This window comes from uncultured Formosa sp. (assembly GCF_947500765.1).
Taxonomy (GTDB): domain Bacteria; phylum Bacteroidota; class Bacteroidia; order Flavobacteriales; family Flavobacteriaceae; genus Formosa.
On sequence record NZ_CANMTH010000006.1, the window covers coordinates 129863 to 155581 of the forward strand.

The following is a 25719-nucleotide window of genomic DNA, read 5'->3' on the forward strand; positions in this document are numbered from 1 at the left end:
GCTAATATTCAATTACTGCATTCAATATATTTGATTCATTAATTAATTAAATCCCTTAGAATTATGAAAACCAAAAAGTACGTAATCGCCTTAGCGATTTTTGGAGGAGTGTTTTTTACAGCCCAAGCAACAAACCTAATCAACTTAAATGATCAGCAAACAACAAAAATCGAAAAATGGAAAATTAAGATTCCAACGCATGGGTAATAGAAACTTAATTGTAGGGAGCATAATAGCCACATTTATAGCTGCGACTCCTTATTTTTTCTATTTATACGAAAGTGTTCCTGAACAAAAAGTATGGAACACTTTTTTATTTACATATGACAGCAAGTTCTATGGAGGAATAGATATTGTTGCATGGACAATTACTGGAAAACTAACGCCATTATTTCTATTATTTATTTGGTTTTTCACTTGTCGCCATTGGTGGTACCATGTACTTATTGTTCCTATAATTATGTATATTTTTCAAATACTTACTGTCATTAATGATGACATACAATATATAGATAGTAACCAAATTTTTTATTTAATTCCAATAATGATTTTTATAATACCATCTATATATTTAATACGCGCTAGACTTTTTAACAGATTAAACACCGTAGACAAGTCACTTCAAGACCTAGAAGATGAGTTTAAAATATCGCCTAAAGGAATTAAAGACAAGATGAAAGATTATTTTTAAAATTACATTTAACATATCTAAATATTATTTGTATTTTGACTTCATATTATAGTGCAAAAAAATATGTCTAAATCATTTTCTCCGTTCACACATCAAGAGTTAATTCCTCAAGAAGAAACACTAGAACTTTATAAAAACAAAGGCAATTTGTTTATAGGAATTCCTAAAGAATCTGCCTATCAAGAAAAACGTGTTTGTTTAACTCCTGATGCAGTTTCTGCATTAATTTGTAACGGACACCGTGTTTTAATGGAAGCTGGGGCTGGTTTAGGTGCTAATTTTACAGATAAAGATTACAGTGAGGCAGGTACGGAAATTACAAACGATACTTCCAAGGTTTTTTCTTGCCCAATGATTTTAAAGGTCGAACCGCCTACTCTAGACGAAATCGATCTTATAAATCCGCAAACTATTTTAATCTCTGCACTCCAATTAAAAACTCAAGAAAAAAAATATTTTGAAGCTTTAGCTGTTAAACGCATAACAGCACTTGCCTTTGAATTTATTCGTGACGACGATGGGCATTATCCTGCCGTACGCTCACTAAGCGAAATAGCAGGTACAGGTTCTGTAATAATAGCTTCAGAATTATTATCGAACATCAATCAAGGAAACGGATTGTTATTTGGAAACATTTGTGGTGTTCCCCCTGTAGAAGTTGTTATTATTGGAGCAGGAACTGTTGGTGAATTTGCAGCAAGAAGTGCTATTGGCTTAGGCGCAAATGTAAAAATATTCGATAATTCTATTTCAAAACTAAGGCGCATACAAACTAATTTAGGGCGACCTATTTTTACATCTACATTACAACCAAAAAACCTAATCAAAGCATTAAAACGTTGCGATGTTGCCATTGGAGCCGTTCGAGGTAAATCTCGTTCGCCTATTATTGTGTCAGAATCTATGGTACAAGTAATGAAAAAAGGCTCTGTTATTATGGATGTTAGCATTGACATGGGGGGATGTTTTGAAACAAGCGAAGTAACCTCTCATAAAGTCCCCACATTTAATAAGCATGGCGTTATACATTATTGTGTTCCCAATATCCCCGCTAGATTTTCCAGAACAGCCTCTATTTCAATAAGTAATATATTCACACCTTATCTATTAAAGATTGCTGAAGAAGGTGGATTAGAAAATTCTTTAAGATTTGAGAAAGGTTTAAAAAATGGGTTGTACTTTTATCACGGTATTTTAACAAACCGTTCCGTAGGAGAATGGTTTAACTTAAAATATAGCGATATTAATCTCTTAATTTTTTAAATGACACTTATACAACGTATTGGATATTATCTTGGCGGATTTTCTTTAGGCCTCATTCTTTTAGCTTTTTTTTTAAGCGGAAAAAAAACATCATGTAGCTACGGACTTGATGCACGTGTAATCAAGAATATTAACACAAAACATATAGAATATAGCGAAAACGCTAAGGCTATAATTAAAGAACAGCATTTAGATACTATTATTTTAAATCACGTTCTACGAAAAGGAGATGTGAATTTTTCTAAAAGCGACACCTCTACAGAACCTTGTAAAACATATTATTTAGATGGTACTTTAGATAAAAAATCTATTGCTTTAATCATAAAAAATTGTAAAGAAACTGCAACAGTAGAGGATATAGAATTACTTGATTAATAATAAAAAAGACTGCCTTTAGTTAGGCAGTCTTTTTTATGTTAAAAATAGAAATTAGTTATAATTTCTTTCTTCTCTTTTTTTCAATACTTAGTAAATTCAACTCTCTACCGGTTTGTCCTGCTACAGACGTATTTTCTTCTGCACGTCTAATTAAATACGGCATAACATCTTTAACAGGCCCAAAGGGTACATACTTAGCAACATTATATCCTAAATGAGATAAATTAAAACTAATATGATCGCTCATTCCATATAACTGACCAAACCAAACACGTTTATCCGAATTAGCAATTCCTTTTTCCTTCATAAGTTCCATAAGTAAATACGAACTATTTTCGTTGTGCGTACCATTAAAAAGAGACATTTCGTCTAAATGGTCTAACATATAGGTAACGGCTGCATTAAAATTTTGGTCTGTAGCTTGTTTACTTTCACAAATAGGTGTTGGATAGCCTAATTTTTCTGCACGTTCATTTTCCTTCTCCATATATGCACCACGTACCAACTTATATCCTAAATAAAAACCTTCTGCTTTCGCAATTGCATGTTGTTCTTTTAAAAAATTTAAACGATCGTGACGATACATTTGCAAGGTATTAAATACAACTGGTTTCTCTGTATTGTATTTACGCATTAAATCTGTTATCAGATTATCTGCTGCATTTTGCATCCAACTTTCTTCAGCATCAATCAATAAAGAAACATCTCTATTTTTTGCCGCTTTACAAACAGTTTCAAAACGATTTTTAACCCGACCCCATTCTTCAGCCTCTTTAGCATTCAGTGTTGTACCATTTCCCATTTTCTCAAATAAAGAAATACGTCCAAAACCTGAAGGTTTGAATACAGCTATTGGAATTGACTTACGTTCTTCGGCAAAATTTATAATTTTTAATGTAATTCTTAAAGCAGCATCAAACTCAGTTTCATTTTCTTTCCCTTCTACAGAATAATCTAAAACAGAGCTTACTCCCTTTTCATACATTTTATCTATAACAGGTAAACAATTTTCTTCGTTAACACCACCACAAAAATGATCGAAAACTGTTGCCCTAATAAGCCCCTCTACAGGTAATTTTGCTTTAATCGCAAAATTTGTGGCAGCAGTTCCAATACGAACCAATGGTTCTATTGAAATCATTTTGAAAAGAAAATATGCCCTTTCCAATTCGGAATCACTTTTTAACGCAAAAGCAATTTCAGTATTATTGAAAATTGTATTCTGAATCATTAATTAAAAATCTTTTTTGTAAATATAATGAAGCCAGACTTACTTTTTTGCAAAAAACTCCTTATTTTCACAGCTATTTTTTTACTCCTATTCTTATGAAAACAATAGATACAGACACTTACAGAATTCACTTTAATTTAAGTGCTTACAACCAAATAAACAAACACATTGAAGATACAAACCCTTCAAACATATTTGTTTTAGTTGATCAAAACACTCATGAACTTTGCTTACCGCATTTATTAGCAGAAATTAGCACAACAAAAACCATTGAAATTATTGAAATTGAAGCTGGTGAAATTAATAAAACTATAGAAACCTGTGTGGGTGTTTGGAATGTACTTTCTGAACTTGGCGCAGATAGAAAAAGTCTCGTTATTAATCTTGGTGGTGGTGTTATCACAGATTTAGGAGGATTTGTTGCCTCAACATTTAAGCGTGGTATCTCGTTTATTAACATACCTACTACCCTATTATCTATGGTAGACGCCTCTGTTGGAGGAAAAACAGGTGTAGACTTAGGATCTTTAAAAAATCAAATAGGTGTTATAAATACACCTGAAATGGTGATTATTGATACCACATACTTAAAAACGTTACCACAAAACGAAATGCGTTCTGGTTTAGCCGAAATGCTTAAACATGGTTTAATACAAGATAAAACGTATTGGAATAAATTTAAAGATTTGTCTGTATTGAATTTAGATCATTTAGATGAATTAATATACGAGTCTGTTTTAATAAAAAAACACGTTGTAGACATAGATCCTAGAGAAAACGGACTAAGAAAGACCCTTAATTACGGACACACTATTGGACACGCAATAGAATCGTATTTTTTAAGCCATAACAACAGAACGAGCTTATTACACGGTGAAGCCGTTGCTATTGGAATGATTTTAGCATCTTACATCTCAACAAAACTTACTGGATTGAGCGAGACCGAAAACACAGAAATAAAAAATATTATTCTTGGTATTTATGACTTTGTAGCCATAGATAAAGATGATTACGAACCTATAATAGAACTCTTAAAGTACGATAAGAAAAACTCTCATGGTAACATTAATTTTGTACTATTAAACGCCATAGGAGAAACAGAAATAGATTGTTTAGTCCCTAATGATCTTATTATTGAAGCGTTAAATTTTTACAACGATTCGTATTAAATCAAAATAATTTGTAAATTTAGTTTCCCTATAAAAGCGATATTTAACAATACTATTAAACATCTAAACCATTTTTAAGATGAAAAAAGTTATTGTTGATTACAAAAAACTCACCCCTGAGATTCTAACAGAATTAACAGAGAAGTTTCCTGATGGATATGCTGATCGAGATATCATAAAATTTGATAATCACCAGAATGAAACTATTGAAGCTGTAGAAATTAAAACGAATAACATCACTTATCTGGTAAAAGTGAGCTGTAAATTACATTATACAATGTCTAATTTTGACGATATTGATGATTTAGAGATAAATAGTTTAGGACATATCGTGATGGATTTTCCAGACAAACTTACCCCAACCTTTGATGAAGATTCGATACTTACAAACGAAGAAGAATAAAAAAAGAGCCGAATAAAATATTATTCGGCTCTTTTAATTACACTTATTAAATACTTAATACTATAGTTCTTTAAAGATGTAATGCATTAAACGTTTTTTGTCGTTTATGCTCTCTTCTAAAGAAATCATTGTTTCAGTTCTATATACACCTTCTATATCATCTATCATAAAGATAACATCTTTTGCATGAGCTGTATTTCTAGCTCTAATTTTACAGAAAATATTAAATTTGCCAGTTGTAATATGGGCAACTGTAACAAAAGGTAATTCGTTTATACGCTCTAAAACAAATTTAGTTTGAGATGTATTGTTTAAATACACACCTATATATGCAATAAAAGAATATCCTAATTTTTTATAATCTAAAGTTAAAGAAGAACCTTTAATTATCCCAGCATCTTCCATTTTCTTAACTCTAACATGTACAGTACCAGCAGAAATTAATAATTTCTTTGCGATATCTGTAAATGGGACTCTTGTATTGTCTATTAACATATCAAGAATTTGGTGGTCTATTTCATCTAATTTAAATTTTGCCATATCTGTACTTTTTGTTCTTTACAGCAAAAATAATACATTTTTATGTATTAATCTTACCAAATTATTAAGGTTTTCACAATTTTAATAAATTTTTGTCACCACCTATAGTCACGAAATCGTTTTCGACTCCCTCTTTCACTACTGTTCCATCAACACCTAACACCCTCATTTTATTAGCGTTAATCTCTCTATGACCATAAAAACCAGATAGAATTGCGACACTCTCAATCTTTGAGAAAAATTCAATTTTTTTGTTAATTAATTTTTCAACAAATAGTATTCCTATGTCAGAAATCTTAGGATTATTAGATGTACCTACATTAGCATCCCTAATAATTATATCGTAAAAACACTTATCGTTTTCCGGAATCTTAAAATAATCTTCATATAGATCGCCTGTAACCTCTTGTTTAACTATATAATTAAAAGCAGAGATGTATGCACAAAAAATATAAAAACGCGTTACATCTCTATCATAATCATCCTTAAAATGACCTGCTTCAAATAGTATAGTAGGTATATTTAATGACTGAAAGCAATCTCCAACGCAATTAATATTAAAAGAATCATCGTAACGCCCTACATGTCCTGGAATTAACTCTTGAAGTGTAGCGTTCATTTGAGCTATAATATCCATTCCTATCTTTCTTGAGTCTGTAACTACCCTATCCTTGTCTTGTGCAGGAGATAAGAAAGATACTGTTGCTGTTTTATCTGTAGTTCCTGCACTAAAAATTGTACGTTGTCCATGTAAATTAAAACAATAATGAGGTTTAAAGGTATTACAAGCTTCTCTTAATACCTTACTTTCTGGCTGTGATAAGGTTTGTGCATCTCTATTTAAATCGACATCTACAGCATTTAGCCTTGTATAAGCTTCAGCACCATCTGGATTTAATATTGGAATAATATATAAAGTACACGCTTCCTTAATAAACCCTAGCGCATTATTTGGATGCTTAAGAGCATTAATAAAGTCGAAAAGAGCTTTTGTTGTTGTCGATTCGTTTCCGTGCATTTGAGACCATAACAATAACCGCTTTTTACCCGTACCAACTTTAATTCCAGAAATGGGTTTTCCTAAAACAGACGTTCCTATTTCAGAAACTTCGAAACTAGAATCTAGCTTTTCTAAAAGTGGTTTAATATGAGAATTGGTAATATAACGGCTGTTTAAATGTTGCTCTTTATTAGTCTCGTAAAGACTTGTAATATCTGTAATATTCATAAGGTTTTTATCAGTACACAAATGTAAACAAATATATATTTACAAATGTAAACAAGTTTTCAAGTCAAAGTTGTATACAATTATATACATTCTAGATAGGTCTTTTATACAAAAAAGAAGTCGGGTTTAAGTTTTATTTCAATTAACCAAAAACAATGTTTAATTATATCAATATCAGTATAATAAACCGTATTATATAAAGCGACAATATACTATTAATTAACAAAATAACACACCTAATGTTGACGATGTTATTCTTTTTGTTACATTTGTAATCAGTTAACAACAACTAACGAGTTTACAATGATAAACAGCGACGAGTTTACAAAACGATTACAAAAAGTGATTGATTATTACGGAGAATCAGCTTCGTCTTTCTCTGAAAAAATTGGCGTACAACGCTCTTCTATCTCTCACATATTATCGGGCAGAAACAAACCCAGTTTAGATTTTGTGATGAAGATTCTAACAACCTACCCTGAGGTAGAATTATATTGGCTATTAAATGGCAAAGGTTCTTTTCCTACAGAATCAAAAACAGTAAACACCCCCGATTTATTTACCAATGAAGCACCTCCAAAAACCGAAACAAAAAAAACAACCACACCCCCAATCCATGACATTCCGAATGAGGTGTTTAAAACAGATGCTTCAAAACAAATTGAACGTATTGTTATTTTTTATACCGATGGAAGTTTTAAAAACTTTGAGAACTCCATTTAACTTCACTATTTTTGCTAAAAAACAAAACCCCATGAAACCATTTCTCTTGTTCGTTTTTACTTTATGCATGGTTAGCTGCTACAATGCTGAAAGAAATTGTAGCGATTTTAAAACTGGACATTTTTATAGTGAAATTATTATAGACGGAAAACCTTTTAAATCGGAGTTTAACAGAACAGATCATCTGCAAATAGAAACATACCAAGGTAAAGTAGACTCTTCTGAAGTAAGATGGATTAACGACTGTGAAGTAGTGTTTAAAACTATAAACCCTAAAAATAGAATTGAAAGAAAAGATATTCATTTAAAAATCTTAACAACTACAGATTCTTCATATACATTTGAATATTCTTATGTTGGCGAAGACTTAAAGCAAAAAGGTATCGCTAAACGCGCTAAATAAGCACACTTAACACACTATTATTAAAATCATGTGTATTTTACCATAACCATGTTCCAAAAGACGGGAAATCGACTTAAAACAGTTTAAATAAAAAAAAACACCCTACAAACAAATGTCTGTAGGGTGTTTTTTTTGATCTTATACTCTAAATACTAGAACAATGTTGGTTCAGAATCATCGCTTAAATCTTCACTCATATCTGTATCATTCTCCTCTTCATTATTTTCCTCTTCAACCTCATAAGGTAACGATTCTAATAAATTAATCTGTTTTACTTTATCCGTAGTTAACTGATTTCCTAATGCCTTAATACCTTTTACTGAAATAAACTCTTCAAGATTAAGTGACTGATTTTCTTTCTGATCTTTGCCTCGTTCTTTACCAAAAACAATCTCTGCTATAGGCAACCAATCTGTAGACACAATCTCTAAACGAGATTTCTCATGCTCAGAAATAAACACCTCTTCTTTATTTTCATTTTCAATTACAAAACGTTTTACATAATACCGTTCTTTTTCTCCTTCATAATAAATTACCGAAATTGGCTTATTGGGGATCCATTTTTCAAGCACTATCATATCATTATCAAAATGCGACGTTAACTCTGGTAGAATTGTTTTAACTAAACCAGACTGCGTAATAATTAATAAACGATCTTCCCCTCTAAATTCACCTAACAAATCACCGCGCCCATCAACATTTAAACGCTGAACCGTATCGTCGAACCAAATTTTACGTGGTTTTAATGTCGACACCCCTTTTTCTTTAAGCTCTATTTTCTTTATCGGGAATTTACTTACTAAATTCCCTTTAGAAGCTCTTCCTTTTATTAAGATATCTGAAAAATCTAAATCCCATTTCAATTTTTTAATACTACCAACCTGGCGCAATAAAATAGTTACAACTTCGGCTTCTCCATTTGGATTTGCCGTAAAATACAAACCAGTAGAACCTTTAGTTCCCATAGTTAAATCGTATTCCTTATCCCTAGTAATTGCAGTAACAGCAAAACGCTTAACATAAGTAGGCCCTTTACTTCCGTCTCGATAAATCATGTTATAAATAGTTCGCTTATCTTTTTTCTTAAAAACAGCAACGTGAATGATATCTTTACCCACAAAGGTTTTCGTATCGACTTTTGTAACCATCATTTTACCTTCCTTGGTAAACACAATAATATCATCAATATCACTACAATCCCCTACATACTCATCTCGTTTTAAAGCTGTACCAACAAACCCTTCTACACGATTTACATATAATTTTGTATTTCTTATAATTACCTTAGTCGCGTCTACATCGTCAAAAATTCTGATTTCAGTTTTACGCTCACGACCTTCACCATATTCTTTTTTCAATCTAACAAAAAACGCTATAGCATAATCTATTAGGTTCGCTAAGTGATGTTTTACTTCAGCTATTTGATCTTCTAAAGCATCAATTTTTTGTTGTGCTTTATCGATATCAAATTTAGAAATACGTTTTATTCGAATCTCTGTTAACCTTACTATATCATCTTCAACAACAGGTCTTTTTAAATGCTTTGTAAAAGGTTCTAAACCTTTATCGATTGCTTCAATTACACCTTGCCAAGTTTCTTCTTCTTCAATATCGCGATAAATTCTATTTTCAATAAAAATACGCTCAAGAGACGCAAAGTGCCACAACTCTTCAAATTCACCTAATTTAATCTCTAATTCACTTTTTAAAAGCTGAACCGTATTATCTGTAGAGCGACGAAGCATTTCTGAAACCCCTACAAATAAAGGCTTGTTATCTTCAATAACACACCCTAAGGGCGAAATAGAACTTTCACAACTTGTAAAAGCATATAATGCATCAATAGTTTTATCTGGAGAAATACCTGCTGGCAGATGCACTAAAATCTCGACATGCGCAGCTGTATTGTCTTCTATTTTTTTAATCTTTATTTTTCCTTTATCATTGGCTTTAAGAATGGAATCTATAAGCGTAGATGTGTTTGTACCGAAAGGAATTTCGGTAATCACCAACGTATTCTTGTCTAGTTGTGAAATTTTTGCACGTACACGTACACGACCACCACGTAACCCGTCATTATAATTTGTAAAATCTGCTATTCCTGCTGTTGGAAAATCTGGTAAAATTGTAAAACGTTTTCCGTTTAAATGCTTTACAGATGCATCTATTAACTCTATAAAGTTGTGTGGTAAAATTTTAGTCGATAATCCTACAGCAATTCCTTCTCCACCTTGAGCTAACAATAACGGAAACATTACAGGTAAATTTACCGGCTCTTTTCTTCTGCCATCATAAGATGCTTGCCATTCTGTAATTTTTGGATTATAAACAACATCTAAAGCAAATTTAGACAAACGCGCTTCGATATAACGCGATGCGGCAGCACTATCACCGGTTAAGATATTCCCCCAGTTTCCCTGCGTATCGATTAACAAATCTTTCTGCCCGATTTGCACCATTGCATCTGCAATACTAGCATCTCCGTGTGGGTGATACTGCATGGTATGCCCAACTATATTTGCAACTTTATTGTAACGACCATCATCCAAGTCTTTCATAGAATGCATGATCCTACGCTGGACTGGCTTAAAACCATCTTCTATTGCAGGTACTGCACGTTCTAAAATAACATAAGATGCATAATCTAAAAACCAATCTTTATACATTCCGGTTACCTTAGTAATCGTTTCTTGTTCTTCCGGAAGATTAGTATTTAATTCGTCGTTATCACTTTCAATCATTAATACTTACTCTTTTATTTGAAATATTATTTTTTACCATTTTACTTAAAGACTGTCCTATATATTTTCGCTTTCTACGCGTCACTAAAGTAACATTAAATCGTTCTTTAACAAAACCTCTATTATTACTTTTAATATGCAAGACTAAACATCTGTATATGAAGTAGTTTTTAAATTTAAAATTTACTAAATCTTCTTTATAAAACTCAACTTCATGAGCTCTATAATTAAACTTATCTGACAATAACAAACCTTTATTAGTTACCACAACCTTAACTCCGTCGCTATCATATTCAAAATACTTAACTACTAGAAATACACTAATAAACATTATGAAAACAACTATAAACGATAGCCAAATATAATCTGTTAAATGACTAAATGCACTAAAAACTGTAGCCATAATTACAGCCAAAACAATTAACACAAAGTAAACTGAAATTATAATGTTTTTTACTTTTCCGTTATCCGTTCTCATTTTTTTCTGCTACTAAATCTATTTCTACTTTTAAATTATTTATAATGAATTGCTGACGTGTTGGAGTATTCTTACCCATATAAAACCCTAGCAACTCTTCTATAGACATATCTTTATCTAACATTACAGGTTCTAATCGGATACTTCCGCCAATAAAATGCTTAAACTCATCTGGGGAAATCTCACCCAAACCTTTAAATCGGGTAATTTCTGGTTTTGGTTTTAATAAATCTATTGCATTTACACGTTCTTGTTCTGAGTAACAATAAATAGTTTTCTTTTTATTACGCACCCTAAATAATGGAGTTTGCAAAATATACAAATGCCCTTCTTTGATTACCTCTGGAAAAAATTGCAAGAAGAATGTTATTAATAACAACCTAATATGCATACCATCGACATCGGCATCTGTAGCGATTACAATATTATTGTATCGCAAATCTTCCATAGACTCTTCAATATTTAAAGCCGCCTGTAGTAAATTAAATTCTTCATTTTCGTATACAATCTTCTTACTTAAGCCATAACAATTTAAAGGCTTCCCTTTTAAACTAAAAACAGCCTGTGTATTTACGTCACGAGATTTTGTTATACTTCCCGAAGCCGAATCTCCCTCGGTAATAAACAACGTTGACTCTAAATTTCGTTCATTTTTAATATCTCCAAAATGAACACGACAATCTCTTAATTTTTTATTATGAAGACTCGATTTTTTAGCACGATCTTTTGCCAATTTTCTGATTCCAGATAATTCTTTACGCTCACGTTCTGCTTGAAGAATTTTACGTTGAATTTTATCTGCAGTATCTGGGTTTTTATGAAGAAAGTTATCTAAATAAGTTTTAATAAAATCGTTTACATACGTTCTTACCGTAGGCAAATCGCCTCCCATATCTGTAGATCCCAATTTTGTTTTTGTCTGACTTTCAAAAACAGGCTCCATTACCTTTATAGCAATTGCTGTTACAATAGATTTTCGAACATCTGAAGCATCATAATTTTTACCATAAAACTCACGAATTGTTTTTACAATCGCTTCTCGGTAGGCTGCTAGATGTGTCCCTCCTTGTGTTGTATTTTGACCATTTACAAAGGAATGATATTCTTCAGAATACTGTGTTTTACTATGTGTTAAGGCAACTTCAATATCGTCTCCTTTTAAGTGAATAATAGGGTAAACCATATCACTTTCTTTAATATTTTCACTTAGTAAATCTTGTAATCCATTCTCGCTATAATATTTTTCGCCATTAAAAACTATGGTTAAACCTGGATTTAAATACACATAATTTTTAAGCATTTTAGAAACGTACTCGTTTCTATATTTGTAATTCTTAAAAATAACTTCGTCTGGAACAAAAGAAACCTTTGTTCCTTTTCGCCGTGTAGTTTCATCTAAAAATTCTTCGTCTTTAAGATTTCCTTGTTCGAATTCTGCTGAAGCTGATTTTCCATCTCTAGACGACTCTACTCTAAAATAAGAAGACAGTGCGTTTACAGCTTTTGTACCCACACCATTTAATCCTACAGATTTTTTAAACGCACGAGAATCATACTTTCCTCCGGTATTCATTTTAGACACCACGTCTACAACTTTTCCAAGTGGAATTCCTCTTCCGTAATCACGAACAATTACTTTACTTCCCTGAATAGAAATTTCAATTGTTTTTCCAGCCCCCATGACATATTCGTCAATAGAGTTATCTAACACTTCTTTTAGTAAAATATAGATACCATCGTCTGCAGAAGACCCATCTCCAAGTTTACCAATATACATACCCGGTCGCATACGAATATGTTCTTTCCAGTCTAATGAACGTATATTATCTTCGGTATAATTTGTTTGGTCTAGCATAGATTTTTAAAGATGAGATGCTAATATAACATTTCGCCTTTAAAAATGAAACAAGAACACTGGTATTTATTAACAAAAAAGCCAATGTTTTCACATTGGCTTTTTTTTATTTATTCAAAATAAAATGTTAAACGTTGAATAAGAAATGCATAACATCTCCATCCTTGACAACATAATTTTTTCCTTCAACACGCATTTTTCCTGCTTCTTTTACTTTTGCCTCACTTCCGTAGGTTACAAAGTCCTCATAAGCGATAACTTCTGCACGAATAAAACCTTTTTCAAAATCAGTATGAATTACACCTGCTGCTTGCGGCCCCGTTGCTCCGATATCTATTGTCCAAGCGCGAACTTCTTTTACACCTGCAGTAAAATATGTTTGTTGATTTAATAATTTATAAGCCGAACGAATTAATTTTGACGCTCCCGGTTCTTCCAAACCTATATCTTGCAAAAACATTTTACGTTCTTCAAAATCGTCTAATTCATTAATATCTGCTTCTGTTCCGACTGCTAAAACTAAAACTTCAGCATTTTCATCTTTCACTGCTTCTTTAACCAGATCGACATATGCATTTCCTGTATTTGCAGATGCCTCATCTACATTACAAACATACATTACAGGTTTCGCTGTAATAAATTGTGAAGGCGCTACAAATTCATTGTAATCATCTTCTTCAAATTCAAGTGCACGTACAGACACACCTGCTTCTAAATTATTTTTAATTTTTAATAAAACAGTTTCTTCTTTCTGAGCCTCTTTATTTCCTGTTTTTGCAGCACGTTTAACTTTTTCAAGTTTTTTATCAACCGTTTCTAAATCTTTCAACTGCAATTCCATATCGATAGTCTCTTTATCTCGAATTGGATTTACATTTCCATCAACATGTACAATATTATCGTTATCAAAACAACGTAATACATGAAGAATAGCATCGGTTTCACGAATATTAGCTAAAAACTGATTTCCTAAACCCTCACCTTTACTCGCACCTTTTACCAAGCCTGCAATATCAACAATTTCAACAGTTGCTGGTTGTACACGTATTGGATTAATTAATTCTTCTAATTTTTCTAAACGCGGATCCGGTACATTAACCACTCCAATATTGGGTTCAATAGTACAAAAAGGAAAGTTCGCACTTTGCGCCTTTGCATTAGATAAACAATTAAATAAGGTCGATTTTCCTACGTTTGGTAATCCTACAATTCCAGCTTTCATTTTTCTTTAGATAATTTGATTAAAGACACAAGAACCAAGCCTTTGGTTTTTGCGAGTGCAAATGTAATTAATTATATGAATTTATTTTTATAAAATAAGCGACAAACCTAAAGCAACAATATTAACAGCAACATCTCCATTTAAATAGCACAACCTAGACAATTACAAAATTAGATATTCCAATTTTGTTACTCTTAAAAAACTAAAGCAAATGGCTGTTCGCTTTAGTTAAAATGAAGTTTCCAAACCCAAACATCCTAAAACTAAAAAAGCCGAGCAAATGCTCGGCTTTAAACTTATAATTGTAGTGAAGAATTAATCTTGAGGATGCATAAAGCGTTGTTTTCCTAATAATTCTTCTTCTGTTTCTTCATGATCTTCATCAGGAACACAACAATCTACAGGACATACTGCCGCACATTGTGGTTCTTCATGAAACCCTTTACATTCAGTACATTTATCTGGAACGATATAATAAATCTCATCACTTACAGGCTCCTGAGCTTCATCAGCATCAACTTGTTTCCCATTAGGAAGTACAACAGAACCATCTAAACTAGTTCCATCTTTATATCTCCAATCATCTGCACCTTCATAAATAGCTGTATTTGGGCATTCTGGTTCACAAGCACCACAATTTATACATTCGTCTGTTATTATAATTGCCATAGCGTATTTCTTTTTCTAACTTTGTACGACAAAAATATAGCCAAAACATTTCATAACCAAATTAGACCATGAATTTAGAGCAAAGAATTAAAGCATTTGCAAAATTAGGTGACTTTATAAGTCAGTTTTCAGACGAAAAAACTCAAAAAAAAGAAGGCATTCCTTTTAATGATTTATTTTTTGACGGCTTTAAACATCAACTAAAACTAGCTCAAGAAAACAACAGATGGTTTAATACCAATAACCTAAATTTCTCATTAAATGGATGGAGTAATTCACTGAAAGAAAGCAACATTAACATCTGGTTAAAAAAGTATAACTTTAACATTTCTTCTCCTAAGAAAGTAGCCATTATTATGGCTGGAAACATCCCCTTAGTAGGTTTTCATGATTTTTTATCTGTACTTATTTCAGGACACGATGTTATTGTAAAACAATCGTCTAACGATAAACACTTACTTCCTTTTCTTGCTAAATATTTAGAACACATAGAACCTGAATTTAAGTCGAAAATCACTTTTATTGACGGAAAATTAGAAGATTTTGATGCCGTAATTGCCACAGGAAGCGACAATACAGCACGTTATTTTGAATATTATTTTAAAAACAAACCTTCTATAATTAGAAAAAACAGAAATTCTGTTGCTGTACTTACAGAAAATGAAAGAATTGAAGAATTAGAAGGTCTTGCAGACGATATTTTTAGATATTATGGTTTAGGTTGCAGAAATGTATCTAAACTATATGTTCCTAAAAATTATGATTTTCAGAACTTCTTTCAAGCCATGTACAAATGGAAAGATGTGATTAACGACCACAAATACGCCAATAATTACGATTACAACAAAGCGGTTTACTTAATGAGTGAATTCGATATATTAGAAAACGGCTTCTTAATGATTAAAGAAGATAGTAATTTCTCCTCTCCAATAGCGACCATTTTCTACGAGTACTATAACGATGTAAATGAACTAAAAAACGAGTTAAATTCAAAAAAAACAGACATACAATGTATTGTTTCTAAGAACTTTACAGATCACGAAATTGTTTTCGGAAACACGCAAACCCCAAACCTATGGGATTATGCCGATAACGTTGATACCGTGGCGTTTTTATTAAAAATTTAGCATAAAAAATATTAATTTTATTATATAAATTCATCAATTATTTAGCACCTTTGTGCTTATCACAAAATAATCGAAATAATGAAAAAACACAATTTTAGTGCTGGCCCTTGTATCCTTCCGCAGGAAGTTTTACTAAAAGCTTCAGAAGCCGTAATTGACTTTAATAACAGCGGCTTATCTTTAATAGAAATATCGCACAGAAGTAAACCTTTCATAGAAGTTATGGATACAGCAAGTGCTTTAGCTTTAGAATTACTAGGCTTAGAAGGTAAAGGCTACAAAGCATTATTTTTACAAGGTGGAGCAAGCACTCAATTTTTAATGGCTGCTTACAATTTACTAGAAAACAAAGCAGGTTACTTAAACACAGGAACCTGGGCTGCAAAATCTATAAAAGAAGCTAAACTTTTTGGTGACGTTACCGAAATCGCTTCGTCTAAAGACGCTAACTACAACTATATTCCAAAAGGATATACTATACCATCTGATTTAGATTATTTCCACTGTACATCTAATAACACTATTTTTGGAACACAAATAAAAGATTTCCCTACTAGCCCTGTACCAATGGTATGCGACATGAGTAGTGATATTTTTTCTAGAACATTAGATTTTTCTAAATTTGATCTTATTTATGCTGGTGCTCAAAAAAATATGGGACCTGCAGGAACAACTTTAGTCGTAATTAAAGAAGATATGCTAGGAAAAGTTACTAGAACTATACCTTCTATGTTAGACTATAAAAACTTTATCGATAAAGACAGTATGTTTAATACCCCTCCTGTTTTTGCTGTTTACACCTCTATGCTAACATTACAATGGTTAAAAGATTTAGGTGGAATCGCTGCAATTGAAAAAGAAAACGAAAAGAAAGCACAATTAATGTATTCTGAAATAGACTTAAACCCTTTATTTAAAGGATTTGCAGCTAAAGAAGATCGTTCTAATATGAATGCTACTTTTAACTTAGTAGATGATAAATTAACTCCAACTTTTGATGCTATGGCGAAAGAAGCAGGAATGAACGGTATTAACGGACACAGAAGTGTTGGAGGGTACAGAGCTTCTATGTACAATGCATTACCATTAAGTAGTGTGGCTGCTTTAGTTGAAGTAATGAGCGAACTAGAAAGAAAAGCATAATAAATATTAATTAATAAAATCTCAGTCATTTAAAAATGACGACAAATCTTATGAAAGTATTAGCAAACGACGGTATTTCTCAAAGCGGAATTGATGCCTTAGAGAAAGATGGATTTGAAGTTATCACAACAACGGTAGCACAAGAACAATTAATCAATTATATAAACGAGAATCAAATCGTTGTATTATTAGTTAGAAGTGCTACAACAGTACGTAAAGACTTAATAGACGCCTGCCCTAGCCTAAAAATTATTGGTCGTGGTGGTGTTGGTATGGATAACATTGATGTTGAATATGCTCGCGAAAAAGGATTAAAAGTAATTAATACACCAGCTGCTTCTTCTCACTCTGTTGCAGAATTAGTATTTGGTCACTTATACGGTTTATCTCGTTTCTTACATAACTCTAACAGAGACATGCCTTTAGAAGGAGATAAAAACTTTAAAGGCTTAAAGAAAGCTTATGCAAAAGGAACGGAGTTAAAAGGAAAAACATTAGGTGTATTAGGTTTTGGTCGTATTGGTCAAGCTACAGCTAAAGTAGCCTTAGGAGCAGGAATGAAGGTTGTTGCTTTCGATCCGTTTTTAGAAAAAGCTAATTTAGAATTAGAATTCTTTGATGGACAAACAGTAAGTTTTGAAATTAAAACTATATCTAAAGAAGAGGTTTTAAAACAAGCAGATTTCTTAACACTACACGTACCGGCACAAGATGGTTATGTTATTGGTGAAGCTGAATTAAACAGCATGAAAGATGGTGCAATTTTAGTTAATGCTGCTCGTGGTGGTGTTGTAGACGAACTTGCGCTTGTAAAAGCATTAGAAAGTGGTAAAATTTCTAGAGCTGCTCTAGATGTTTTTGAAAAAGAACCACAACCCGAAATGGGATTATTAATGAACCCTGCTTTATCGTTAACACCACACACTGGTGCAGCAACCAATGAAGCTCAAGATAGAATTGGAACAGAATTAGCACAACAAATAGCTAGCATTCTTTTATAGTTCTATTAAAATATAAATGATAAAAAAACCGTCTGAAGTTATTTAGACGGTTTTTTTTATGTTTAAATCTTATTAATTATATATTTTCAATGTATAAGATATGTAACCACAAAACAGAAGCTTATTTTTAGTGCTTTTAACAGTATTAACCCTATTAAACACATCAATACTCCTCTTCAAAAAATTCGTCTTTAAAACCTATTAAATAAAGCTTCTCTTTAGCACGTGTAACCGCCGTATACAACCATCGCAAATAATCTTTATCTATACCATTTGGTAAATAGGGTTGCTCGACAAATACAGTATTCCATTGCCCACCTTGCGATTTATGGCAAGTTATAGCGTAAGAGAATTTAACTTGTAATGCATTAAAAAATTTGTTTGCTTTTACTTTAGTGAATTTTTTATAACTACTTGTCTCATCTTCATAATCTTTCATCACTTCTTGATACAATCTGTTAGACTCTTCATAAGGTAAAGAAGGTGTTTCTGCAGAAATAGTATCTAAAAGCAATACAGTTTCAAAAGGAATCATACGCGGATAATCTACCATTCTCACCTTAACTTCAGCAAAACGAAAGCCATATAATTCTTTAATTGAAAAAATTTCTAAAACTTCAATTATATCTCCGTTGGCAATAAACCCAGCTTCAGTTGTAGGTTTCAACCAATAATAATTATTCTTCACAACCATTAAATAATCACCGGCTGTTAGCTCGTTTTCATTAAATAAAATTCGACTTCTAATTTGCTGATTATAAAGATTTGCACGCTTATTACTTCTAACAATGATTGCAGTTTCTTCGTTTCCTAAATCGCTATAACAATCGTTAATTGCATCCATTATCTCCTGACCGTCAACTAACCTAATAATGTCTTTAAACGGGCTTACATCAAACTTAAAACTATCAAAAAAAACACCAGATAATGTTTCTCTTAGTATGGTTGCATTAAATAAAATTCCAGAATTTTGTTCTTGTCTTACAACTTCATCTAGCTCGATACTAACAACATCTTTGTCGTAATTTAAACTAATAGTTTCAGGCTCTAAAGCGGGACTAATATCTAATTTTACAGGAGGCAACTGCGCGGTATCACCTATTAATAATAATTTACATTGATGTCCGCTATAAACATATTGCATCAAATCATCTAACAACGAACCATTTTCAAATAATTTAGATTCTCCTGGAGTATCTGGTATCATTGAAGCTTCATCGACAATAAAGATAGTATTCTTATGTTTGTTTGGTTGCAATACAAATTTTACACCTCCACCTTTATCTTTACGAGGAAAATATATCTTTTTATGAATTGTAAAAGCTTCTTTTTTAGAATAATTTGAAATAACTTTTGCCGCACGACCAGTTGGTGCCATAAGTACGGCACTCTTCTTGATTTTCCACAAATTACTCACTATAGTGCTGACAATCGTGGTTTTACCCGTTCCAGCATACCCTTTTAACACATAAAGTGCTTTTGGATTAGTATTAAAAATAAATTCAGATAATTGAATTAATACAATATTTTGTTTTGCGGTAGGATCAAACGGAAACTCCTGTTTTATAAGGGAATAAAATTGAGATGTATTCATTTATGGGGCTTCAAAAAAAAATTTATTCAAAGATAGTAATGATTTTTACTCTCTTTGGTTTTTACGAATAAAAAAAAATTGTAGATTTGCGTTAGACCTTTAATAAAATTTAATTAACAAAAAACACTATGCTTACAATAATTCTTATTGCAGTTGCTTCTATCCTGCTAACGATTGGTTTAGTTTGGCTGATTGACAAATTTTTACCAACTAGTTTAAAACCTGTTATAATTATTGCACTATGGGCACTTATAGCCTTCTTAGGATACCAAACGTACATGTCGGTTTACACGCCAATTCAATTTAACCAAGTTAAAAAGAAACGTTATGCTAAAGTAATTGAAAAACTTATTGACATTAGAGATGCTCAATTAGCTCACAGACAAGTTACAGGTAAATTCGCAGCAGATTTTGACCACTTAATTAAATTTATTGATACAGCAAAATATACAATTACACAACGTCGTGATTCTACAGTTATTGATGAAGAGATGACAAAAAGATACGGTGGTGTAGAAACAACAAAAGATATTATAATTATTGATACATTAGGATTTGTTCCTGTAAAAGATTCTTTATTTAAAACGTCTCCGCGTTACAAAACCATGATGAACCTTCCTGCAGGTATTGGACCAGAAGGTGCTAAATTTAAAATGGAAGCTGGTACTATAGATCAAAACGATGTTAAGATTCCTGTTTTCGAAGCTTCTGTTAAGAAAAACGTTATCTTTTTCGATCAAGATACTGATTTAGTAATTCAAGAAAACCAAGTAATTGCAGTAGACGATGTAAATGGAGATGCTTTAATGGTAGGATCTATGTCTGAAGTTAAAACAAACGGAAACTGGCCTAAAACTTATGGCGACGACGAATAATAACACACATATTACAACACATATAGAATTGTCCATTCAAATTAGTTTGAGTGGACTTTCTTTTTGTATATTAAATTCAATAACACAACAGGTTGAAGTTTTAAAACATATTGATTTAAATAAACATGAAACCCCGTACCGGTTATTAGAACATGTACAGTCTTTATTTGAAAACGAACCAAGCCTACAACAAGAATTTAATAACATACAAATAATTCATAGTAACGAATTATCAACTTTAGTACCTAAGGCTCTCTTTAGCAAAGATCATCTAGCTGATTATTTAAAATATAATTCTAAAATTTTAAAATCAGATTTTATTACTTTTGATGAAATAGACATAAACGATAGTGTAAATGTTTATGTGCCCTATGTAAACGTGAATAATTTTATTTACGAACAGTTTGGAGAATTTACATTTAAACATTTTTCAACAGTATTAATAGAAAGTATTTTACAAATAGAGAAGAATACAGACCAACAAAAGCTTTACATACATTTTGGTTCTCGTAGTTTCGAAATAGTAAGCATTGTATCTGGCACTTTACAATTTTATAATTCTTTTGAGTACAGTAGTAAAGAAGATTTTATTTATTATTTGCTTTTTACTTTAGAACAATTAAAACTGAACCCAGAAACTATTCCTCTAGTTTTTATAGGAGACATAAAAGAAAATAGCGATTTATACAACATAGCTTATAAATATGTGCGCCATATTTCATTTGGAAAACATAAAAATAATTTCATTTTTAATCAACAACCAGAAACTCAACATTCCGAGTTTATCATCTTAAATAGTTTTTAATGCGAATAATATCTGGATTATACAAAGGAAGAAGAATTACAGCTCCTAAAAAGCTACCAGTTCGCCCAACAACCGATATGGCTAAAGAAGCCTTATTTAATATCTTAAATAATACTTATTATTTTGATGATATTTCTGTACTTGATTTATTTGCAGGAATAGGAAGTATAAGCTACGAATTTGCTTCTCGAGGAACCACACAAATTACGTGTGTAGATCAAGAATTAGGCTGTACTAATTTTATAACTGAAACTGCAAAAGGTTTTGAAATGCCTATTGAAGTTATAAAAAGTGATGTTTTTAAATTTTTAGAACAAACTAAAATAAAAGCTACAATTATTTTTGCCGATCCACCTTACGCCTTCCCTGTAGAAGAATTTGCTAAAATTCCTGAATTGGTTTTTCAAAATAACTTATTGGAAGATGACGGTATTTTAATTGTAGAACACTCTAAACATACAGATATTTCTAACCTACCCAATTATACCTATTCAAAAAGTTACGGAGGAAATATGTTTAGTTTTTTTAAAAAACCAAAAACCACATCTGAGGATTAAATATAATTTTAATAAAAAAACTCAAAACCCACATACCAACCTAAACATCAATTAATTAACACTAAACACGCGTAAAAAAAGCGAATACAATTCAAACGTTTTCAAATTAGTTTTAAAAATTATGTTATTTTTTTTGTTAAAATTAATATAAAATACGTAATTTAGATTAAGCTAATCATATTGATTATTAACGTTTAATTATTCTAATTATATTTTTAATTATGAAAAAACTTTTTTTGTTCGCTTTTTCTCTAGCTTTAATGTTTTCATGTAAAGAACCTGTAAAACAGTATACAAAATCATCTCCTGAAATTGAAACTATTAAAACGTTACATCAATATTTTCAAGAAGGTAATTATGAAGCTTTAAAGGACTTATATGTTGAAGGTGCTGAGATTTTCGAAAATTCTTTTGAATCTAAATCTATTGAAGATGTTGTTAAAGAAGGAAAAGAAGGTCGTGTATATTTAGCAGACTATACATTTAAAGAAGGCATTAAATGTGAAATGATTATAAATGATGAAGGCGAAAAATGGGTTAATAGTTGGGCACACTGGCAAGGCACTTTAAAAGGAAGTGATAAAGAAATTCATGTGCCAATTATTTCTAGATTTTTATTTAAAGACGGAAAAATTGTAAAAGAATACAGCTTTTGGGATAATTTACCTAGCTATAGTGCTTTTGAAGAATTAGCCTCAGAAAAATTAGACAACTTAGAAGAAGCGTTAGAAGAAGACAAATAATAAAACACCAACCGTTATTTTTTTATAACCAAACCAACCATAATGAAAACAAAGCCCTTTTTTATAAACTAAAAAAGGGCTTGTTTATTTTAAGTAAATCTATAAGCCGAATCCTGTACTTTTTCTAAAAAGAAAAAGCCCTTATCATTTATCTTAATGTATTATTACTAATACACTTTAGCTGCCCACCCTCCAACAATTGGACGTGCCGCCCTCAAACGTTGGTATACATGGCATTGCACCACATAGAGTTTACCTGGTTTCACTACAGCATTACCTGTACATACTTTCTGTTGCACTTTTCCTAATCTCACGACTGGTGGCCATTAACCACTATGTTGCACTACGGTGTCCGGACTTTCCTCCACTCTATAAATAGAATAGCGATAAGGCGAATTACTTGTGTACAAAAATACAATAAATACCATTGTATACTATAAAACTTACTCTTATTAAATTTCAGAAAATTGTTAATAACTCATGTTAATTTTAACAGCCATGCCTTTAAAATATAGCTCGAATTTTTAACTTTGTTGTTCTAAGTATTTCTATGGAACATTTTATAGTATCGGCTCGTAAATATAGACCTCAAACATTTAAAGATGTAGTTGGGCAACAAGCCATTACTAATACTTTATTGAATGCTATAGAAAATAATCACTTAGCACAAGCACTTCTATTTACAGGTCCTCGTGGTGTTGGTAAAACAAGTTGCGCACGTATACTTGCTAAAATGATTAATAGTAAGGAAAGTGATAATCTAGATGAAGATTTTGCTTTTAATGTGTTTGAACTTGATGCTGCTTCTAATAACTCTGTAGACGATATTAGAAATTTAACCGATCAAGTTAGAATTCCACCACAAATAGGTCAATATAAAGTTTATATTATTGACGAGGTCCACATGTTATCTCAAGCAGCTTTTAATGCTTTTTTAAAAACTTTAGAAGAGCCACCAAAGCACTGTATATTTATTTTAGCAACTACAGAGAAACATAAAATCATTCCTACCATCTTATCTAGATGTCAGATTTTCGATTTTAAACGTATTACAGTAAAAGACGCTAAAAATTATTTAAAATATATTGCTGAAGAACAAGGAATCACCGCAGAAGATGATGCATTACATATTATCGCTCAAAAAGCAGATGGAGCTATGCGTGATGCACTTTCAATTTTTGATCGTGTAGTTAGTTTTTCTGGAAAAAATTTAACAAGACAAGCCGTAACCGAAAATTTAAATGTTCTTGATTACGAAACCTTCTTTACGAGTACTGATTTTATTTTAGATAATAATATTCCACAATTATTATTACAACTTAATACAACTTTATCTAAAGGATTTGATGGTCAGCACTATATTGCTGGCTTAGCATCTCATTTTAGAGATTTACTTGTTTGTAAAACACCACAAACCGTAGAACTCTTAGAAGTAGGAGAAGAAACGAAACAAAAATATCTGGAACAGGCTAACAAATCGCCTCAAGCTTTTTTACTAAAAGGTATAGAACTTGCCAACGACTGCGATCTCAAGTATAAGACCAGTAAAAACCAACGACTCTTAGTCGAACTTTGCCTCATGCAGCTTGCCTCTATCACTTTTGATGGAGAAAAAAAAAATAGCAAACGGTTCATAATTCCGCCATCTTATTTCAGAGCCAAAGGCATAACCCCTATTCCTGTAAATAAACCAGTTGCTGTTAACACTAATAATCAAGCTGTTAATGAAACACCTATAAAAGTTGCTTCAAAACCAACTCCTGTCGCAAAAAAAACAGTGACATCTGAATTTTCAGATCCAACGATTCCAAAAATTGTATTATCCAAGGACAACAAACGTACTTCTGGATTATCCTTAAGAAGTATTCGTGCTAAAAAAGAGCATGAAATTAAACAAAACGAAGTTGTTTATGATGAAGTCAATTTGCCTACAGATAACTTTACAGAGGAAGACATGCAAACCGCATGGAAAGATTTTGTAAGTGTTCTTGAGGTAGAGGGTAAACACAATTTAGCTTCAATTTTATCTATAGACACACCTAAACTAAAAGAAAAAACAACTATAAGTGTAGTATTTCCTAATGAAACGAATAAAGTTGAAGTTGAAAGAAGTCAGTTTCATTTAATGAGTTTTATACGGAAACGTTTAAATAATTTTGATGTGACTTTAGACATTAAAATTAATGAAGAAAAAGAAAAGCAGTACGCTTATACACCTCGCGAAAAATTTGAAAAAATGTGCGATAAAAATCCTAGCTTAGAACTTTTAAGAAAAACTTTCGATCTAGATGTTTAAAATACGTATTGAAAACAGTATTTACTTTTTAAGTTTACTAATAATTATCACATTTTCAAGTTGTGATGGTCGTGACAAATCACGCCAGGATCCAAAGCAAATATTAACAGAAAAAGATATGCTTACATCTTTTTCTGAACGCATAAATTACGTTCCTGAAAGCTTTTCTGAAACGGTAACAGATACTATTTTACATACTGGATATAAAGTTCACATAAAGACGTATTCGGATATGAAATCTAATATTCTTAAATCTAAAATTAAGGATAGTTTAAATATTAAAACATTCTATAGAAATGCTATTTCTGATGTTTCAATAGCATTTGAAAACAAAAATATTTTCGATCATACCATCTCTAAAGCTTTTATAATTAATAATATAAAAGGAACACCTGAAACACTTCAGCCATATATATTAAAAAGCATTTGGATAGACGACGATCATGTTGCTTCTAAAGATACTGTATTATTAAATATTTTATACAGAAAACCAGAAGACGCTAAGGAAAACAAATCTTTTTTACTTACAATTTCTAAAACTGGAGATTATAAAATTACTGAAACAACAACTAAAATTTAAAGAG

At 31.5% G+C, this 25719-nt stretch carries 26 protein-coding genes and 1 other RNA gene; 17 read left to right on the forward strand and 10 right to left on the reverse strand.

The features are described from left to right. The first annotated feature begins 63 nt into the window (after window positions 1-63). From Q1B05_RS12225 to Q1B05_RS12240, 4 genes are all read left to right on the forward strand, one after another. Window positions 64-207, forward strand: a complete 144-nt coding sequence (locus Q1B05_RS12225) for a hypothetical protein (RefSeq protein ID WP_299781052.1) — start codon at window positions 64-66, stop codon at window positions 205-207. After that, complete coding sequence (locus Q1B05_RS12230; RefSeq protein WP_299781054.1) at window positions 200-691, forward strand: hypothetical protein; 492 nt, start codon at window positions 200-202, stop codon at window positions 689-691. The genes Q1B05_RS12225 and Q1B05_RS12230 overlap by 8 nt, the downstream gene beginning before the upstream one ends. Before the next feature lie 63 nt (window positions 692-754). Then, entirely contained in the window at window positions 755-1954 is a 1200-nt protein-coding gene (locus Q1B05_RS12235; RefSeq protein ID WP_299781056.1) for an alanine dehydrogenase, read from the forward strand. After that, a complete protein-coding gene (locus tag Q1B05_RS12240; protein WP_299781058.1) occupies window positions 1955-2329 on the forward strand; it encodes a hypothetical protein in 375 nt (124 codons plus the stop codon). Window positions 2330-2387: 58 nt separating this feature from the next. Here the strand turns inward: Q1B05_RS12240 and Q1B05_RS12245 are convergent, their stop codons facing one another. Next, window positions 2388-3563 (reverse strand): proline dehydrogenase family protein, encoded by a 1176-nt coding sequence (locus Q1B05_RS12245; RefSeq protein WP_299781059.1) that lies wholly within the window; start codon window positions 3561-3563, stop codon window positions 2388-2390. 95 nt (window positions 3564-3658) lie between these two features. On the opposite strand from Q1B05_RS12245, the gene aroB reads away from it, so the two are divergent. Together aroB and Q1B05_RS12255 are read left to right on the forward strand one after the other, a co-directional pair. Continuing rightward, the gene (gene aroB, locus Q1B05_RS12250) at window positions 3659-4732 is read left to right on the forward strand and encodes a 3-dehydroquinate synthase (protein ID WP_299781061.1); all 1074 of its coding nucleotides are present in this window, start codon (window positions 3659-3661) and stop codon (window positions 4730-4732) included. 79 nt (window positions 4733-4811) lie between these two features. Next, window positions 4812-5135, forward strand: a complete 324-nt coding sequence (locus tag Q1B05_RS12255) for a hypothetical protein (RefSeq protein WP_299781063.1) — start codon at window positions 4812-4814, stop codon at window positions 5133-5135. 60 nt (window positions 5136-5195) lie between these two features. On the opposite strand, the gene Q1B05_RS12260 is transcribed toward Q1B05_RS12255, so the two are convergent. Both Q1B05_RS12260 and Q1B05_RS12265 read right to left on the reverse strand, forming a co-directional pair. Next, a complete protein-coding gene (locus Q1B05_RS12260) occupies window positions 5196-5675 on the reverse strand; it encodes a winged helix-turn-helix transcriptional regulator (protein WP_103191616.1) in 480 nt (159 codons plus the stop codon). A gap of 73 nt (window positions 5676-5748) precedes the next feature. Further along, window positions 5749-6903: a M14 family zinc carboxypeptidase gene (locus Q1B05_RS12265; protein WP_299781067.1), complete on the reverse strand. Its 1155-nt coding sequence runs from the start codon at window positions 6901-6903 to the stop codon at window positions 5749-5751. A 303-nt stretch (window positions 6904-7206) separates the two neighbouring features. Between Q1B05_RS12265 and Q1B05_RS12270 the strand changes: the two genes are divergently transcribed. Together Q1B05_RS12270 and Q1B05_RS12275 are read left to right on the forward strand one after the other, a co-directional pair. Beyond that, window positions 7207-7626, forward strand: a complete 420-nt coding sequence (locus tag Q1B05_RS12270) for a helix-turn-helix transcriptional regulator (protein WP_299781069.1) — start codon at window positions 7207-7209, stop codon at window positions 7624-7626. Window positions 7627-7657: 31 nt separating this feature from the next. Continuing rightward, a complete protein-coding gene (locus Q1B05_RS12275) occupies window positions 7658-8029 on the forward strand; it encodes a DNA topoisomerase IV (RefSeq protein ID WP_299781071.1) in 372 nt (123 codons plus the stop codon). A 152-nt stretch (window positions 8030-8181) separates the two neighbouring features. Here Q1B05_RS12275 and Q1B05_RS12280 read toward each other — a convergent pair whose 3' ends face one another. The 5 genes from Q1B05_RS12280 to Q1B05_RS12300 form a co-directional block, all read right to left on the reverse strand. After that, window positions 8182-10770 (reverse strand): DNA gyrase/topoisomerase IV subunit A, encoded by a 2589-nt coding sequence (locus tag Q1B05_RS12280; protein WP_299781073.1) that lies wholly within the window; start codon window positions 10768-10770, stop codon window positions 8182-8184. After that, complete coding sequence (locus tag Q1B05_RS12285; RefSeq protein ID WP_299781075.1) at window positions 10763-11248, reverse strand: hypothetical protein; 486 nt, start codon at window positions 11246-11248, stop codon at window positions 10763-10765. The genes Q1B05_RS12280 and Q1B05_RS12285 overlap by 8 nt, the downstream gene beginning before the upstream one ends. Next, entirely contained in the window at window positions 11235-13103 is a 1869-nt protein-coding gene (locus Q1B05_RS12290) for a DNA topoisomerase IV subunit B (RefSeq protein WP_299781077.1), read from the reverse strand. The genes Q1B05_RS12285 and Q1B05_RS12290 overlap by 14 nt, the downstream gene beginning before the upstream one ends. 127 nt (window positions 13104-13230) lie before the next feature. Next, window positions 13231-14325, reverse strand: a complete 1095-nt coding sequence (ychF, locus tag Q1B05_RS12295) for a redox-regulated ATPase YchF (RefSeq protein ID WP_299781079.1) — start codon at window positions 14323-14325, stop codon at window positions 13231-13233. 315 nt (window positions 14326-14640) lie between these two features. Further along, window positions 14641-14994, reverse strand: coding sequence for a 4Fe-4S dicluster domain-containing protein (locus Q1B05_RS12300; protein WP_299781081.1), 354 nt, complete (start codon window positions 14992-14994; stop codon window positions 14641-14643). A gap of 68 nt (window positions 14995-15062) precedes the next feature. On the opposite strand from Q1B05_RS12300, the gene Q1B05_RS12305 reads away from it, so the two are divergent. The 3 genes from Q1B05_RS12305 to Q1B05_RS12315 all read left to right on the forward strand — a co-directional run bounded on the left by Q1B05_RS12305 (window position 15063) and on the right by Q1B05_RS12315 (window position 18265). Next, window positions 15063-16121, forward strand: a complete 1059-nt coding sequence (locus tag Q1B05_RS12305; RefSeq protein WP_299781082.1) for an acyl-CoA reductase — start codon at window positions 15063-15065, stop codon at window positions 16119-16121. A 78-nt stretch (window positions 16122-16199) separates the two neighbouring features. Next, entirely contained in the window at window positions 16200-17264 is a 1065-nt protein-coding gene (gene serC, locus Q1B05_RS12310; protein WP_299781084.1) for a 3-phosphoserine/phosphohydroxythreonine transaminase, read from the forward strand. A gap of 50 nt (window positions 17265-17314) precedes the next feature. Next, window positions 17315-18265, forward strand: a complete 951-nt coding sequence (locus tag Q1B05_RS12315) for a D-2-hydroxyacid dehydrogenase (protein ID WP_299781086.1) — start codon at window positions 17315-17317, stop codon at window positions 18263-18265. Between the two features lie 163 nt (window positions 18266-18428). Here Q1B05_RS12315 and Q1B05_RS12320 read toward each other — a convergent pair whose 3' ends face one another. After that, window positions 18429-19859, reverse strand: a complete 1431-nt coding sequence (locus Q1B05_RS12320) for an ATP-binding domain-containing protein (protein WP_299781088.1) — start codon at window positions 19857-19859, stop codon at window positions 18429-18431. Window positions 19860-19987: 128 nt separating this feature from the next. On the opposite strand from Q1B05_RS12320, the gene Q1B05_RS12325 reads away from it, so the two are divergent. The 4 genes from Q1B05_RS12325 to Q1B05_RS12340 all read left to right on the forward strand — a co-directional run bounded on the left by Q1B05_RS12325 (window position 19988) and on the right by Q1B05_RS12340 (window position 22839). Next, window positions 19988-20734, forward strand: a complete 747-nt coding sequence (locus Q1B05_RS12325) for a hypothetical protein (RefSeq protein ID WP_299781089.1) — start codon at window positions 19988-19990, stop codon at window positions 20732-20734. After that, a complete protein-coding gene (locus Q1B05_RS12330) occupies window positions 20718-21539 on the forward strand; it encodes a DUF3822 family protein (RefSeq protein ID WP_299781090.1) in 822 nt (273 codons plus the stop codon). Before Q1B05_RS12325 ends, Q1B05_RS12330 begins: the two co-directional genes overlap by 17 nt. Continuing rightward, window positions 21539-22096 (forward strand): RsmD family RNA methyltransferase, encoded by a 558-nt coding sequence (locus Q1B05_RS12335; protein ID WP_299781092.1) that lies wholly within the window; start codon window positions 21539-21541, stop codon window positions 22094-22096. Before Q1B05_RS12330 ends, Q1B05_RS12335 begins: the two co-directional genes overlap by 1 nt. A gap of 221 nt (window positions 22097-22317) precedes the next feature. Next, on the forward strand, window positions 22318-22839 hold the full coding sequence (locus tag Q1B05_RS12340) for a hypothetical protein (protein ID WP_299781094.1): 522 nt from the start codon (window positions 22318-22320) through the stop codon (window positions 22837-22839). Between the two features lie 86 nt (window positions 22840-22925). Here the strand turns inward: Q1B05_RS12340 and rnpB are convergent. Further along, an RNA gene (rnpB, locus tag Q1B05_RS12345) (RNase P RNA component class A) lies at window positions 22926-23242 on the reverse strand. A gap of 147 nt (window positions 23243-23389) precedes the next feature. Here rnpB and Q1B05_RS12350 point away from each other — a divergent pair. Beyond that, the gene (locus Q1B05_RS12350; RefSeq protein WP_299781096.1) at window positions 23390-25135 is read left to right on the forward strand and encodes a DNA polymerase III subunit gamma/tau; all 1746 of its coding nucleotides are present in this window, start codon (window positions 23390-23392) and stop codon (window positions 25133-25135) included. Next, window positions 25128-25715, forward strand: coding sequence for a hypothetical protein (locus Q1B05_RS12355; protein ID WP_299781098.1), 588 nt, complete (start codon window positions 25128-25130; stop codon window positions 25713-25715). Before Q1B05_RS12350 ends, Q1B05_RS12355 begins: the two co-directional genes overlap by 8 nt. The last annotated feature ends 4 nt before the right edge of the window (window positions 25716-25719 follow it).

Coding starts and splice junctions, on each gene's coding strand:
- Q1B05_RS12225 (WP_299781052.1), top strand. CDS start 64: ATGAAAACCAAAAAGTACGTAATCGCCTTAGCGATTTTTGGAGGAGTG.
- Q1B05_RS12230 (WP_299781054.1), top strand. CDS start 200: ATGGGTAATAGAAACTTAATTGTAGGGAGCATAATAGCCACATTTATA.
- Q1B05_RS12235 (WP_299781056.1), top strand. CDS start 755: ATGTCTAAATCATTTTCTCCGTTCACACATCAAGAGTTAATTCCTCAA.
- Q1B05_RS12240 (WP_299781058.1), top strand. CDS start 1,955: ATGACACTTATACAACGTATTGGATATTATCTTGGCGGATTTTCTTTA.
- Q1B05_RS12245 (WP_299781059.1), bottom strand. CDS start 3,563: ATGATTCAGAATACAATTTTCAATAATACTGAAATTGCTTTTGCGTTA.
- aroB (WP_299781061.1), top strand. CDS start 3,659: ATGAAAACAATAGATACAGACACTTACAGAATTCACTTTAATTTAAGT.
- Q1B05_RS12255 (WP_299781063.1), top strand. CDS start 4,812: ATGAAAAAAGTTATTGTTGATTACAAAAAACTCACCCCTGAGATTCTA.
- Q1B05_RS12260 (WP_103191616.1), bottom strand. CDS start 5,675: ATGGCAAAATTTAAATTAGATGAAATAGACCACCAAATTCTTGATATG.
- Q1B05_RS12265 (WP_299781067.1), bottom strand. CDS start 6,903: ATGAATATTACAGATATTACAAGTCTTTACGAGACTAATAAAGAGCAA.
- Q1B05_RS12270 (WP_299781069.1), top strand. CDS start 7,207: ATGATAAACAGCGACGAGTTTACAAAACGATTACAAAAAGTGATTGAT.
- Q1B05_RS12275 (WP_299781071.1), top strand. CDS start 7,658: ATGAAACCATTTCTCTTGTTCGTTTTTACTTTATGCATGGTTAGCTGC.
- Q1B05_RS12280 (WP_299781073.1), bottom strand. CDS start 10,770: ATGATTGAAAGTGATAACGACGAATTAAATACTAATCTTCCGGAAGAA.
- Q1B05_RS12285 (WP_299781075.1), bottom strand. CDS start 11,248: ATGAGAACGGATAACGGAAAAGTAAAAAACATTATAATTTCAGTTTAC.
- Q1B05_RS12290 (WP_299781077.1), bottom strand. CDS start 13,103: ATGCTAGACCAAACAAATTATACCGAAGATAATATACGTTCATTAGAC.
- ychF (WP_299781079.1), bottom strand. CDS start 14,325: ATGAAAGCTGGAATTGTAGGATTACCAAACGTAGGAAAATCGACCTTA.
- Q1B05_RS12300 (WP_299781081.1), bottom strand. CDS start 14,994: ATGGCAATTATAATAACAGACGAATGTATAAATTGTGGTGCTTGTGAA.
- Q1B05_RS12305 (WP_299781082.1), top strand. CDS start 15,063: ATGAATTTAGAGCAAAGAATTAAAGCATTTGCAAAATTAGGTGACTTT.
- serC (WP_299781084.1), top strand. CDS start 16,200: ATGAAAAAACACAATTTTAGTGCTGGCCCTTGTATCCTTCCGCAGGAA.
- Q1B05_RS12315 (WP_299781086.1), top strand. CDS start 17,315: ATGAAAGTATTAGCAAACGACGGTATTTCTCAAAGCGGAATTGATGCC.
- Q1B05_RS12320 (WP_299781088.1), bottom strand. CDS start 19,859: ATGAATACATCTCAATTTTATTCCCTTATAAAACAGGAGTTTCCGTTT.
- Q1B05_RS12325 (WP_299781089.1), top strand. CDS start 19,988: ATGCTTACAATAATTCTTATTGCAGTTGCTTCTATCCTGCTAACGATT.
- Q1B05_RS12330 (WP_299781090.1), top strand. CDS start 20,718: ATGGCGACGACGAATAATAACACACATATTACAACACATATAGAATTG.
- Q1B05_RS12335 (WP_299781092.1), top strand. CDS start 21,539: ATGCGAATAATATCTGGATTATACAAAGGAAGAAGAATTACAGCTCCT.
- Q1B05_RS12340 (WP_299781094.1), top strand. CDS start 22,318: ATGAAAAAACTTTTTTTGTTCGCTTTTTCTCTAGCTTTAATGTTTTCA.
- Q1B05_RS12350 (WP_299781096.1), top strand. CDS start 23,390: ATGGAACATTTTATAGTATCGGCTCGTAAATATAGACCTCAAACATTT.
- Q1B05_RS12355 (WP_299781098.1), top strand. CDS start 25,128: ATGTTTAAAATACGTATTGAAAACAGTATTTACTTTTTAAGTTTACTA.